The sequence below is a fragment of the Veillonella parvula genome (assembly GCF_040094895.1).
Taxonomy (GTDB): domain Bacteria; phylum Bacillota; class Negativicutes; order Veillonellales; family Veillonellaceae; genus Veillonella; species Veillonella parvula_L.
This window is the reverse complement of record NZ_JBBNGV010000002.1, coordinates 369,739-382,765: the sequence shown is the minus strand read 5'-3', so window position 1 is coordinate 382,765 and position 13,027 is coordinate 369,739. Positions and strand designations below refer to the sequence as shown.

Below are 13,027 nucleotides of genomic sequence, written 5' to 3'. Positions count from 1 at the left end.
AAACCCCTATTTTTGATATGTACCCCCTTTACTGGATAATCAGTAAAAGGGGTATTTTCATGAAGAATAGGGGCCTTCTTTTTTTAAACATATACATAAAATATTAGTCAATATAAATTGTATTTGTCATGTTTATTCTCATAACATTCTCGTTAGCGTTTTTTGGGGGCACCGATTTGCATTGATAGATACTGGCGCTATAGAAATATAAAATTATAATAAAATGTTAAGTTGTTGATTAAATATACAAAATAGTTTAATTCACATATAATTCATGAATTAAGTGTGAATGTGAATTAATGAGGATATAAGGTATATTTTGCGTACTTATAAGGTGATTATTTATTTATAAGTTATACAGTTTGTTATATGAGAAAAGTTTACAAAGTTGCGAAAAATTTAACTCATAAGGGGAAATAATGAGTAAAATTTATTTCCCTGTAAAGCTAGGAATAAAGCGGATTTTGATAGGTATAAAGACTTGGTAATTTGGTTTGTGTTAGAAAAAAGGGTTGTGTATATCGTAAAACTTTGATATGCTATGCGGGTAATCGACAATATAAATTTTTCTTAAACTGATTAGGGATATTTCTTTATGCTAATTTAGAATATGCGCCTGTTCAGACCGAGGTGAGAGACGGAACATAGAGAGAATGAAAAATTGTATTGTAATTTGGATAATTTTTTAATTTAGTGAGGGTGTAAGATGAGAGAAATGAAACATTCCAAAAAATTAGCATTTGCTGTATTGGCTGCTGTCACTGCTGTTGGTGCGAATGTTAATCCAGTAGACGCTGCTTCTGTTGTAATGGACAACACTAATGTTGTTACAGGTGCTAATAATGCAGTTGCGTATGGTAGTGGTAATACTGTAAAAGAATCTGATGCAAACTTCCGTGATCGTGATTATGAAAATGAGCCAGATGATGCTACAAAGAGAACTGGTGACTGGAAAAGTAATTCTGTCGCTATAGGTGTTAACAATACTGCAGCAGGTACCTCTGCATTAGCAATGGGGAATTCTTCCAAAGCGTTGATGAATGAATCTATTGCTATTGGTCATTCTGCTGAAGCACAACGTACATGGTCTACTGCTATTGGTACACGTGCAAAGGCTTCCGAAGTTCGCTCACAAGCTATTGGCTATGAAGCACTAGCGTCTGGCTATAAATCTAATGCGATTGGTTCTAGCGCACAAGCAACCAATAATCATTCTGTTGCTATGGGTTCCTCTGCCCTTGCATCTGGTGATCATGCTCAAGCATTTGGCGCAGGTGCACAGGCAACTAACGTGCGTTCTAATGCTTTTGGTTCTGATGCAAGTGCTACAGCTGACTACGCTATGGCGATTGGTGATCATGCAAATGCAACACATTTAAACTCTATCGCTTTAGGTACAGGTTCCACTACAAGCGAAGCTACAGCACAAAGTAGTGCGACAATTGCTGGTCATACATTCGGTGGCTTTGCTGGCGTAGGTTCCGCAGCTAATGGTTCCGTGTCCGTAGGTAAAGCTGGTGCTGAACGTCAAGTTAAAAATGTTGCGGCTGGGGAAATCTCCGCTACTTCTACAGATGCTGTAAACGGTAGCCAATTATATTCCGTAGCCAATGACTTACAAACACAAATCAACAATTCCACACCTGGTCAAATTAATAACAATATCAAAATCTTGACTAATCGTGTTGGTACTGTTGAAAGACGGGTTAACAAAGTAGGTGCAGGTTCCGCTGCATTGGCTGCATTGCATCCATTGGACTTCAACCCAGATGACAAATGGACAATTGCTGCTGGCTATGGTCACTACCATAATGCTAACTCCGCTGCATTGGGCGCATTCTACCGTCCTAACGAAGATACAATGTTCTCCGTTGGTGGCACTGTAGGTACTGGTGAAACTCAATTGAACGCAGGTGTATCTATTCGCCTTGGTAAACGTTCCCCTGAATCCCGTTCCCGCGTAGCTATGGGTCGTGAAATTGCTGAATTGAACGCACGTCTTCAAGATATGGAAAACAAATATAATAACTTGTTACAAATCTTGACTCCACATGCAATTGATCCAAGCAAAACTGCTGAATTCCCAGACGTTCCTCGTAACCACTGGGCTTACCAATATATTAGCCAATTGGCTGGTAATGGTATCCTTGTTGGCTACCCTGATGGCACATTCAAAGGCGATGTTAAGATGACTCGTTACGAATTCGCTACAATGTTGTACCGTGCACTTCAAAATGGTGCTCCTATTGACGAAAACATGAAACGTGCATTGAATGAATTCGGTCCTGAATTACAAAATATTCGTCTTAACCACTTCCGTGTTGACCGTATTTCTGGTGATGATAACGATCGTCATAAAACTGAACGTGTTCGCGTTAACAATGAGCCTAAAAACGAACGTGACGTATACGGTTCCCGTATATACAATAATCAATAGGATTAACTTTTCTAGAGTTTGTAAAAGCTCAAAACAGGATGTATCTTTGATACATCCTGTTTTTTTTGTCTAAATTTTTTTGTGGTATTGTGCTTATTTTATAGGAATTCGTCAATTATGGTTAGACGGAATGAAATCATTGCCTGAAATTTAAATTGTATTCTGCTTATTTTTATACAAACACTCTTTCGGTTGAGAATTTGGACCTTTTATTTATTTGATACTTAGTATGGTTGAGGGTTGGTCTATATATTACATTATTGCATATAAGATTTTCTTTATAGATATTATAATTTCATATAATATTTATGTAAGTATATTGCAAATAAATACATATAGGTGTATAATTACTTTCACAAAGTGAATTAATATACATAGTTTGTGAATAAAGATATAGATATGAGGGAAAGACCATGAAAGAATTTAGACAATTAACAGTAGCAGACACAGCAGAATATCATAAGGTATTAATCGACGGTTATGCAGCTATAAAAGACTATCCTATTAGCTTCGACGCTATTGATTTTACGGAAGAGGAATCTAAGGAGTGGATTGAAAATTATCCTGTATACGGCTTGTATATTGATGGGCAATTAGTTAGTTCTATTACGTTTTGTATGCCTTGGGTGAAATACTCAACACCGGATAAATATCCGCATATTGCTCATTTTGTAACAGCACCAGCTTTCAAAGGCAAAGGGTATGCACGGGAAGTCTTGGGCTATGCAGAGGAGCTTTTAAAAGAACAGTTTAAAACACATATTGTTACATTAGGAACGGCTAAGGAGCATCCGTGGTTGCCTAAAATGTATGAATCCTTTGGGTTTACGGCGTATGATAAGGTTCATTTTAGAGGAAAACAGCATACAACTATATTATTTAAGAAAGAATTAAATTAATTAAGAAAGCGTTATATTAATTACGTAAATTACCTTGTACTCTATTTGAGTGTTTTATGCTCTGATTGCAGATCAGGGACATTCACTAAATTTAGATACAAGGTATTTTTTGTGTAAGATTATGACTATTCAGTATATAATATATACATATAACGTATCTTTATGGTTATATGTGTTATGGATGATTTGTAGAAAGGATGTGTCCATATGTTGATTTTGTCAGGTATTTTAGTGATGGTCATCGGTCTAATGCTACGCTTTAATGCCTTGTTAGTTGTCGTAGCCGCAGGTTTTGTAACGGGCCTTGCAGGTGGTCTCAGTATCAACGATATCGTTGGTGCCATTGGGGAGGCTTTCGTTAAAAATCGTTATATGTCATTATTTATTTTGATATTACCTGTTATTGGTCTTATGGAACGTCACGGCTTGCGTGAACGGGCAGAAATTTTGATCAGTAAGATCAACGCTGCTACTGCAGGGCGTATCTTTATGATTTATTTATTTGTGCGCCAAGTAACAGTAGCTTTTGGTATTAACATGTCTGGTATGGTTGCCATGGTTCGTCCATTAATCGCTCCCATGAGTGAAGCTGCGGTAGCTCAAGGTCGTCCAGTATCTCAACGTACACTTGATAAGGTGCGTGGTGTAGCTGCTTCTGCAGATAATATAGGTAACTTCTTTGGTCAAAACCTATTCCTTGCTGCTGGTGGGTTATTACTCATCAAAGGCGTTATGGAACAATTAGGTTATTCTGTAGAGTTAACAGATATGGTATTATACGGATTGCCAACTGCTGTTTGTGCATATATTGTTAACTTCATTCGTTTTATTATCTTTGATAAAACAATTCAAGCCTCTGTCGCTCGTGACGAAGCGGATATAAAAGCTGGTAAATTAGTACCTAATGAGTTAAATATTCTTGTTACACCAGAAGAATTGAAGAAGGAGGCTGAATAATATGTTAGAAATACTCTATAAAATGCAGCCCTTAGATTATGTATATCTTCTCGTAGGGATTATTCTATTTATCTTTGCTATTCAATCATTTTTAGATAAAGAACATAAATATCGCATTGGTACAGGCTTATTTTGGCTCTTATATAGCATATCCTTTATCTTTGGTTCTTATCTCTCCAAGGAAATTAATGGCTGGCTTGTAATTGCTATGGCAGCTATCGTATTAGTAAAACAACTCGGCAAAGGCCATTACTTTGAATCTCCTATCGAATTCAAAAAAGGCGAAGCTGTTCGTATTGGTAATGTTATCTTCGTACCAGCGTTACTTGTTGGTATTATTACATTCTTCATTGGTTTCTTTACTAAGTTAGGCGCTCTTGTTGGTCTAGGTATTGCCGCAATCATCGCTATGTGTGCTGCTCTTTATATTACAAAGGGCGAACTTAACCAAGGTTTCCATGAAGGCCGTCGACTTATCGATGCTATCAGTTGGACTGCTATTTTGTCCCAGTTATTAGCGGCTCTTGGGTATCTATTTAATTTGGCTGGCGTTGGTAAACTTATCTCCAGTGCAGTCGCAAGTGTAGTACCAGCAGATAATGTATTTCTCGTTGTTGTGGCTTACTGCATCGGTATGGTTATCTTTACAATGATTATGGGTAATGCCTTTGCCGCATTTGCGATGATTACAAGTGCCATCGGTATCCCAATGCTCGTTGTAGCTCATGGTGCTAACCCAGCTGCTGTCGGTGCTATTGCAATGCTTGCAGGCTATTGCGGTACTTTGATGACACCTATGGCTGCCAACTTTAACATCGTACCGGTAGCGCTCCTTGAAATGCGCGACCAATACGGCGTTATTAAAGCACAACTTCCAATTGCATTGATTATGCTCGTATTGAATATTCTATTAATGTATTACTTTATTTAACCCTTTTGTGAAAGTACGATATGCTTATGAAACTATATGATATATCCTTCTAAGATTATGTATCATGTTTGATTATTCTAATGAACCATAAGATATCGTTATGAGGTAGTGTGATGAAAACAATTTTAATTACCGGCTTTGATCCATTTGGCGGTGAACCTATTAATCCGGCTTGGGAAGCGGTCAAAACAATGGATGGTTATACCGATGGTGATTACAAGGTAGTGACACAAATGGTTCCTACCATTCGTTATAAATCTGTTGATACTGTAAAAGCAGCAGCTGAACAGTGCCAACCAGATTTTATCCTATGTGTAGGTCAAGCAGGTGGTCGTCCTGATATTACAGTGGAACGCGTTGCTATTAACTGCGACGATTTTCGCATCCCAGATAATGGGGGCAACCAACCGGAAGATGAGCCTGTTGTAGCCGATGGCCCTAGTGCCTATTTTGCGACATTGCCCATAAAAAATATCGTCAATGCGTTACATCAAAACGGTATTCCTGCTAAGGTCTCCAATACAGCGGGAACCTTCGTATGCAACCACTTGATGTATGGTGTATGTCACTATGCCGCGCAAAAGGGCAATATTAAGGCGGGCTTTATGCACATCCCATACTTGCCATCCCAAGTGGTGGATAAACCAAATCAACCAAGCATGGCTGTTGAAACTGTACGTGCCACATTGGAAACCATCGTTCATGTATTAGCTCATGGTGAAAGTTACAAGGCACAAGATATTAACTATACAACACCTCACGAATAAAAATATTACCAATACTAGTGTTTATTCAATACACATAATGTTTACTTAACATATAATATTTACATTTACATAACGCATAATTAAAAAGCTCGAGTTATATCTTAGAAATGATATAGCTTGAGCTTTTTTATTTTTAATAATCATTATAAAAATATAAATACCCACTATTGACATAGGTTTTTAAATAATATAATATAGGCTTATATTCATATTAAGTTAGTAGGAATAATTGAGGAATATCACAGAAGCTTTCACCATGAAAAGTGGAATAAAGCTAATGGGGATGACCTTTATAAGGAGTATAGAATGAGTGAACACGTAGATGTAAGTAAAATCAAGGATCCTACCATTGCGGCGGCTCGTAAAGAAGTTGAGTTCCAACGTGCTATGAATCCTTGTCCTATCGATTTTTCTGAGTTTCAATCTAGTAACCCTCGTTCTCAAGGGGAGCAGAAGGAGTATGAAGGTAAAGATGCATCGAATTTTAACCGTCGTCAAAAATATTCTGATAGTGAAGAGCCTCAATTCACAACACCTTTTGGCAGTGAACCAGGGTTTCTACCTGTAGAAAAGGACCGTTACCGCCTTGTATGGTCTAAGCATTGCCCTTGGGCCCATCGCATTGCTATCGCCATCGATTTGCTTGGTCTAGATAAGGTGATCTCTAAAGGCACGGTTGATCCATTGCGTCCAGCAGGCGTTATTGCAGACTGGTTCTTTACTCTTGATAAAGACGAAAAGGATCCAGTGTTGGGGATTCACTCTTTAGGTGAAGCGTATCGCAAAGGTGACCCTAACTACGACGCACGCTCCACAGTACCAGCTATCGTAGATGTTACGACTGGTGCGGTAGTCAACAACGACTACCATGCATTGACTACGGAATTGGCATTGGGCTTCAAAGATTTTATCTCCCCTGATGCACCAGATATTTATCCAGAAGAATTGCGTGCTGATATCGATGCGTTGAACGTAATCATCTACGCTGACTTCAACTTGGCTGTAAATCTAGCAGCCCTCGTAACAAATCAAAAAGACTACGAGTACTACTACGACCGTATCTTTGCTTGCTTGGACTGGCTCGAAGAACGCCTTAGCAAGCAACGTTACTTGATGGGGGATACCATTACAGACTCAGATATTCGTATCTTCCCTACATTGGCTCGTTTTGACCTTGTATTCTACCAAAAATACTTGGTGAATAAGAAACGCCTCGTAGACTATCCCAATCTTTGGAACTATGCGAAGGACTTGTACTCCAATCCAGCCTTCGGTGGCACAACGGACTTCGACTCCATGCGCAAACGCTTCTACTATGTAGATCATACGCCATTTGAGGATCTACCACGCCTCGTTCCAAAAGGACCAGACGATTCCATTTGGTTAGAACCAAATGACCGGGCTGAAAAATTTGGTAAATAAAATAGACGGTAAATTCATATGTTGGATGAGCCGTATTTAGTACATCTTTTACTATGAAATCTGATACATTACTGACGAATCGATCAATATATTTAATTATAGATAACTGAAAGGAAGGCTCCATGGATTCCGTAACACAGACGATTGTGAACTACATAGAACAAACGGATGTGACGAACCGTGAGGACCTCCTGTCAGTGGCTCGCATTGCTTTTCTAGATTATTTGGCATCTCTAGCGCCGGCTGAGACGGAACAGGCCGTTCAAGATTTGGCTCGGTTCATCGGGACTAATGGAGAAAACGTATCTAAAGCCGATAAAGCTTTGTATTATGGCTTTGCCTCCCATTATTTAGATTTTGATGATGCCCAGGCAAATTTGGCAGGTCATTTCAGTACTGTTTTATATTCTGCTTTGTTGGCAGTGCTCGAGCCGCATGATACATGGCATGATTTCCTTCGGGCCTATATCATCGGTGCCGAGCTTGAGGGGGTTATTGGTTCCCTCATCAATCCTGCCCATCGAACCCAAGGATGGCATTCTACGGGGACCGTTGGTGTCATTGGGGCAGCGGCCGCTATAGGCGCTTTGCGAGGCCTTCATGGTGAAAGCTTGGCTCAGCTCCTGTCTTTGGCTGCTACTCAATCGGCGGGCATGTTCTTTCAAAGTGGTACAGATGGTAAGCCGCTCCATGCGGGACTGGCAGCACGCAATGGCGTATGGGCTTACGAACTGTTACAACATACATCACTTCAAACGAGTACAAAACCATTTGACCCTGAACGGGGTTGGTTTAAGACCATCGGTAATATTACTGTTACATCAAATGACATCGCTAGTCGTTGGCTAGCGCCAGGGCAACTCATTGATCCTGGTTTATGGATGAAAGTCCACCCGTATTGCTCGGCAGCCATTTGTGGCGCTGAAGCAGCAGAAATCGTGGCACATAGACTATATACATCTTCTTCGTATGTGTCTAAACACAACTACCTTTCACCAGATACAGAGGAACAAGATCAATGTAGATTATGTACCACCCCCGATTTCTCCCTTTGGGATGAGATAAATCGAGTGACTGTTCACTTCCCACCTGGTGCTGATGCGGCCTTGCGCTATACATCGCCGACAACAGGTCGAGAAGGGCAGTTTTCCATAGAGTACGTCGTGTACCAAGTCCTTGCGTATGGGGCGGTACAGGATGAACTATTTAAGATAGATACCATAGACCAATCCGTACGAGACTATATGTCTCGCATAGAGCGTGTTTATGACTTACCGAAAGTAGCCCAAACGGAACGGATTACGAAAGTAACCGTTACCTTGAAGAATGGTGATACTTTCACAGAAACGGTGAATAATCCAAAAGGATCGCCGAACAATCCTCTTACCTTGGAGGATATACGCATTAAATTAGGCCTTACATTAAAGGCTGACCAAATAGATAGAATGATTGAGGCTTTCATCCATACCAATGAGGTGGAGCCATTCCTGCAAACATTGCGAAAAGAAGGAGTTTTACATGTTTAATACAAAGAAATTAACGAAATTATTCGCCATCGGCGCATTAGCACTAGGCGTGCTCGTTGTTGCTGGTTGCGGTGATGATACATCAAAAGAAACAAAGGTGAACCCAGATGCTAAAGTGATTAACGTAGCTACCCGTGGTACAGTTCGTCCGTATTCCTATACGGATGATAACGGCAACCTTACAGGTTTTGACGTAGAGTTGTTGAAAGAAATTGAACGTCGTAATCCAGACCTTCATTTCAACTTCAAGCCTATGGCCGTTGATGCTGCCTTCGTAGCGATGGATGCCGGCCAAGTTGACATGATCGCGAACCAAATGCGCCGTAATCCGACTCGTGAAGCAAAATACTACTACACGAATGAGGTTAATAACTATTCTACACGTAAATTAGTGGTGAAAAACGACCGCAATGACATTTCTAAATTAGATGATTTGAAAGGCAAAAAAATCGCTGTTACTACATCTTCTGAGTTTAATGAATTAGTAAAACAATTCAACGAAACAGCGAATCCGCAAATTGAAGTGATCTATACAGATAAAGCGGGTGCCGAAACATTGAACCTTGTTGCTACAGGTCGTGCCGATGCAGCCGGTGAATATGAATATGTAATTAACTCTGCTATTAAGGACCGTGGCTTGCCACTCAAAGCGGTAGGCGATGTATTGGCAGTAGTACCAACTTATTTCTTGTCTAAACGTACAGATGACATGAAACAAGTAAACGAAAAAATTGATAAAACTATGAAAGAAATGCGTGCTGATGGTACGTTGAAAAAACTTTCTGAACAATATCTTGGTGGGGATTACACATTCGATCCAACACAAAAATAACGGATAGGCCGCCTTGGCGGCCTTATTCTATTATGTCTAGAAGCGAGGTGTTACTGTGGGCAAGTATTTTGATGTGTCCTACATGATCCAAGCGTTTCCACAGCTCTTGAATTATGTGCACGTAACGGTGCTTATCACCGTTATTTCTGCCATCTTAGGTGTTATTTTAGGCTCTATTATAGCCATCATTCGCCTCAAGAAGGTTCCAGTATTAAACCAATTATTTATCGTATTTATCTCCTTTATGCGGGGTACGCCGTTCTTGGTACAGCTCTTCCTCATTTACTTTGGGGTGCCAGAAATCATGTCTCACATGGGTCTTAACATGAAAAATGTACCAGGCCTCGTATTTGTGTATGCCGTGTTTACTTTGCATATTGCGGCCTATAGTGCTGAAATTATGCGCTCCAGTATTGATGCGGTTTCTCCTGGTGAGAAGGAAGCCGCTAAAAGTCTTGGTATGACCGAGTTTCAAAGCTATGTGCGCATCATCTTGCCGCAGGCTTTCACCATGAGCATTCCACCGTTGACAAACCTTGTTATCGGAATGTTGAAAGGGACGGCGCTCATCTTTAACGTCGGCGTTGTCGATATGATGCGTAAGGCGGACCTCATGGGTGGTAATAGCCAGCGCTATCTTGAGTTATTCGTCGACGCCGCCATCATTTATGGCATTCTAATTATCATCGTGTCCCTCTTGGGCCGATTGCTTGAAAAACGTTTTACCGTTGCGGGTAAGGAAACGCAACGCATTTTGATCAGTGAGGAGTAGGGGCGTATGGGACATATAATTGATTCAACCTATATTTATGGCACCTTCTTTGCTGTCATTCCTTATGTGAAAGTCACCCTCATGATTACCTTCCTCAGCGTTGGTTTGGGTACAATCCTAGGATTATTAAGTTGCGTGCTACAACAAAACAAAGTACCTGTGCTCAGTCAGCTTAGCTACTTGTACGTATTATTGTGCCGTAGTATTCCGAACATGGTTCTCTTATACCTTGTGTACTATGGCTTGCCAATTTTATTCCTCGCCGTAGAGGATCAAACGGGCGTGCATGTGCCTTTTGAAAAGGTGCCAGCTACCTTTGTAGCCGTTGTAGGCTTAACACTACACACAGGGGCGTATTTGAGTGAAATCTTCCGAGCTGCCTTGCAATCTGTACCGAAAGGGCAAATGGAAGCGGCTCAGGCCATCGGTATGACATGGTTCCAAGCGTTCCGTCGTATCGTATTACCACAAGCGACAGTCTTTGCGTTGCCACTATTTACTAATCAGTTCCTTAACACCATGAAGAGTACCAGCATTGTATTTGTTATTACGGTTATTGAACTATTTGGCGCTGCAAAGTTATATACAGAGGAAAATTCACAGTATTTTGAGGCCTACATCGTGGTGGCCGGTCTATTCTGGGTGATGGGGATTGTCTTTGAATTTATCTTCCATCGTTTAGAAATCTATGCAAGCAAGTATAAACGAGGTAATGCATTATGATAGATATTAAACAAGTTCACAAATCCTTCGGGAACCGTGAAATTTTAAAGGGCATCGACCTACATGTGCCAACGGGATCTGTAACGGTTATCCTTGGCCCGTCTGGTAGTGGTAAGACGACGTTCCTTAGAACGCTTAACTTCCTTGAAAAGGCCGATGCAGGGACAATGCAATTAAATGATATTTCTGTAGACTTACATAAAGCGTCTAACAAGGAAATCTTAAACGTACGCTGTAACACATCCATGGTGTTCCAGTCTTATAACTTGTTCTCTAATAAGACTGTTATTGAAAATATTATGGAAGGCCTGGTAACGGTTAAGAAAATGAAAAAATCTCAAGCCCGTGAGATCGCGCAACGCTTCCTCAAGGAAGTAGGCATGGAAGGCTATGATGATTACTATCCTGTACAACTTTCCGGTGGTCAACAACAACGTATTGGTATCGCTCGTGCCCTTGCGATGGACCCAGAGGTTATTCTCTTTGACGAACCTACCTCTGCTCTTGATCCAGAGCTCGTAGGCGAAGTATTAGCTGTTATTCGCAAGATTGCAAAAGAGTTAAAGGTTACGATGATTATCGTAACTCATGAAATTGGCTTTGCTAAAGAAGTGGCGGACCAAGTGGTCTTCATGGAAGGCGGCGTTATTGTAGAACAAGGGGACCCTAAGGTTGTCCTTGAACATCCAAAAGAAGAACGAACACGCAAATTCTTGAGCCGTTACCTTACGCTAGATAGCGAATTGCCTCTTGATAGCGCAGCGCTTTAAACGAGGTACATAATGAAAGAATTTAGACAATTAACCGTAAATGATGCAATTGAGTATCACGAGGTGTTGATTGCAGGCTACGCAGAGAATAAGAATTATCCCATATCCTTTGATGCTATCAACTTTAGCCAAGAAGAGTCTCGCGCATGGATTTTAAAATATCCTGTGTATGGCCTCTACGTAGATGGCTCTTTGGTATGCTCTATTTCCTTCCGTATGCCTTGGATACTAAAGGCTACACCAGATGTATATCCACATATTGCACACTTTGTAACGGCCCCTGAACATAAGGGAAAGGGATATGCTCGTGAAGTCCTCGCCGAAGCAGAAGACCTACTCCGTAATGTATATAAGACACCAGCCGTAACACTAGGTACCGCCGCAGAACATCCGTGGCTCGCGAAAATGTACGAAAGCTTTGGCTTTAAAGAATATAAGCGAGTACAACTGCCTGGAAAAGTACATACTACTATATTCTTTAAGAAGACGCTATAAAGATAAGAAAATTAGTATTAATTTGATATTCGAACTAAAAGAGTCGCATCTAATTGGTGCGGCTCTTTGTTGTTCAATAAGATATTACTATCATAGTATTAATTTCAAGATTACTTTGGAGTTATTCATATATGGTTATCATATTATCTAATTTTGATATTGGTAAATACCGATAAGTCAAAATGTCTAGTGGATAGATATTAAAAAAATATATATTTGTTTGCTATAATAATGCTATATTAATGGATAAAAAGGAGATGCATATATATGGATTTTCCTAAAGAAATAAAAAGAATTAGACAACGTTCATTTTTAACACAGCAGGAATTTGCCAATGTAATAGGGGTGTCTTTTTCTACTGTGAATCGTTGGGAATCGGGGCGTTCAAAGCCAAATCTAAAAGCAATGAAAAGTATTAATACATTTTGCGTAGATAATAATATCCCTTATGAAGCACTAGAAGAGTCCTGGTTTGACTATAAAATAGAAAAATAAA

The 13,027-nt window shown here is 40.1% G+C and carries 13 protein-coding genes; all 13 read left to right on the top strand.

What is annotated here, in order from left to right:
• The first annotated feature begins 706 nt into the window (after window positions 1–706).
• The 13 genes from AAAT26_RS05740 to AAAT26_RS05680 all read left to right on the top strand — a co-directional run bounded on the left by AAAT26_RS05740 (window position 707) and on the right by AAAT26_RS05680 (window position 13,026).
• Window positions 707–2,437, top strand: a complete 1,731-nt coding sequence (locus AAAT26_RS05740; protein WP_287526786.1) for an S-layer homology domain-containing protein — start codon at window positions 707–709, stop codon at window positions 2,435–2,437.
• A 413-nt stretch (window positions 2,438–2,850) separates the two neighbouring features.
• A complete protein-coding gene (locus AAAT26_RS05735) occupies window positions 2,851–3,336 on the top strand; it encodes a GNAT family N-acetyltransferase (protein ID WP_004694271.1) in 486 nt (161 codons plus the stop codon).
• 207 nt (window positions 3,337–3,543) lie between these two features.
• Window positions 3,544–4,293, top strand: a complete 750-nt coding sequence (locus AAAT26_RS05730; protein ID WP_215676177.1) for a DUF969 domain-containing protein — start codon at window positions 3,544–3,546, stop codon at window positions 4,291–4,293.
• A gap of 1 nt (window position 4,294) precedes the next feature.
• Entirely contained in the window at window positions 4,295–5,224 is a 930-nt protein-coding gene (locus AAAT26_RS05725; protein ID WP_215676179.1) for a DUF979 domain-containing protein, read from the top strand.
• A 113-nt stretch (window positions 5,225–5,337) separates the two neighbouring features.
• Window positions 5,338–5,991, top strand: coding sequence for a pyroglutamyl-peptidase I (gene pcp, locus AAAT26_RS05720; protein WP_004694263.1), 654 nt, complete (start codon window positions 5,338–5,340; stop codon window positions 5,989–5,991).
• A gap of 306 nt (window positions 5,992–6,297) precedes the next feature.
• Window positions 6,298–7,413 carry a glutathione S-transferase C-terminal domain-containing protein gene (locus AAAT26_RS05715; protein WP_215676182.1) on the top strand — a complete coding sequence of 372 codons (1,116 nt, stop codon included), beginning with the start codon at window positions 6,298–6,300 and terminating at the stop codon, window positions 7,411–7,413.
• Window positions 7,414–7,535: 122 nt separating this feature from the next.
• Entirely contained in the window at window positions 7,536–8,939 is a 1,404-nt protein-coding gene (locus tag AAAT26_RS05710) for an MmgE/PrpD family protein (RefSeq protein ID WP_215676184.1), read from the top strand.
• Complete coding sequence (locus AAAT26_RS05705; RefSeq protein WP_008603275.1) at window positions 8,932–9,771, top strand: transporter substrate-binding domain-containing protein; 840 nt, start codon at window positions 8,932–8,934, stop codon at window positions 9,769–9,771. The genes AAAT26_RS05710 and AAAT26_RS05705 overlap by 8 nt, the downstream gene beginning before the upstream one ends.
• 55 nt (window positions 9,772–9,826) lie before the next feature.
• On the top strand, window positions 9,827–10,543 hold the full coding sequence (locus AAAT26_RS05700; RefSeq protein WP_004694255.1) for an amino acid ABC transporter permease: 717 nt from the start codon (window positions 9,827–9,829) through the stop codon (window positions 10,541–10,543).
• A 6-nt stretch (window positions 10,544–10,549) separates the two neighbouring features.
• Window positions 10,550–11,266, top strand: a complete 717-nt coding sequence (locus AAAT26_RS05695) for an amino acid ABC transporter permease (RefSeq protein WP_227283405.1) — start codon at window positions 10,550–10,552, stop codon at window positions 11,264–11,266.
• Entirely contained in the window at window positions 11,263–12,036 is a 774-nt protein-coding gene (locus AAAT26_RS05690) for an amino acid ABC transporter ATP-binding protein (protein WP_349208980.1), read from the top strand. The genes AAAT26_RS05695 and AAAT26_RS05690 overlap by 4 nt, the downstream gene beginning before the upstream one ends.
• Before the next feature lie 12 nt (window positions 12,037–12,048).
• A complete protein-coding gene (locus tag AAAT26_RS05685) occupies window positions 12,049–12,531 on the top strand; it encodes a GNAT family N-acetyltransferase (RefSeq protein WP_316060144.1) in 483 nt (160 codons plus the stop codon).
• Between the two features lie 267 nt (window positions 12,532–12,798).
• The gene (locus tag AAAT26_RS05680) at window positions 12,799–13,026 is read left to right on the top strand and encodes a helix-turn-helix domain-containing protein (protein WP_316060145.1); all 228 of its coding nucleotides are present in this window, start codon (window positions 12,799–12,801) and stop codon (window positions 13,024–13,026) included.
• The last annotated feature ends 1 nt before the right edge of the window (window position 13,027 follow it).

Coding starts and splice junctions, on each gene's coding strand:
- AAAT26_RS05695 (WP_227283405.1), top strand. CDS start 10,550: ATGGGACATATAATTGATTCAACCTATATTTATGGCACCTTCTTTGCT.
- AAAT26_RS05735 (WP_004694271.1), top strand. CDS start 2,851: ATGAAAGAATTTAGACAATTAACAGTAGCAGACACAGCAGAATATCAT.
- AAAT26_RS05725 (WP_215676179.1), top strand. CDS start 4,295: ATGTTAGAAATACTCTATAAAATGCAGCCCTTAGATTATGTATATCTT.
- AAAT26_RS05685 (WP_316060144.1), top strand. CDS start 12,049: ATGAAAGAATTTAGACAATTAACCGTAAATGATGCAATTGAGTATCAC.
- AAAT26_RS05705 (WP_008603275.1), top strand. CDS start 8,932: ATGTTTAATACAAAGAAATTAACGAAATTATTCGCCATCGGCGCATTA.
- AAAT26_RS05710 (WP_215676184.1), top strand. CDS start 7,536: ATGGATTCCGTAACACAGACGATTGTGAACTACATAGAACAAACGGAT.
- AAAT26_RS05690 (WP_349208980.1), top strand. CDS start 11,263: ATGATAGATATTAAACAAGTTCACAAATCCTTCGGGAACCGTGAAATT.
- pcp (WP_004694263.1), top strand. CDS start 5,338: ATGAAAACAATTTTAATTACCGGCTTTGATCCATTTGGCGGTGAACCT.
- AAAT26_RS05680 (WP_316060145.1), top strand. CDS start 12,799: ATGGATTTTCCTAAAGAAATAAAAAGAATTAGACAACGTTCATTTTTA.
- AAAT26_RS05740 (WP_287526786.1), top strand. CDS start 707: ATGAGAGAAATGAAACATTCCAAAAAATTAGCATTTGCTGTATTGGCT.
- AAAT26_RS05715 (WP_215676182.1), top strand. CDS start 6,298: ATGAGTGAACACGTAGATGTAAGTAAAATCAAGGATCCTACCATTGCG.
- AAAT26_RS05730 (WP_215676177.1), top strand. CDS start 3,544: ATGTTGATTTTGTCAGGTATTTTAGTGATGGTCATCGGTCTAATGCTA.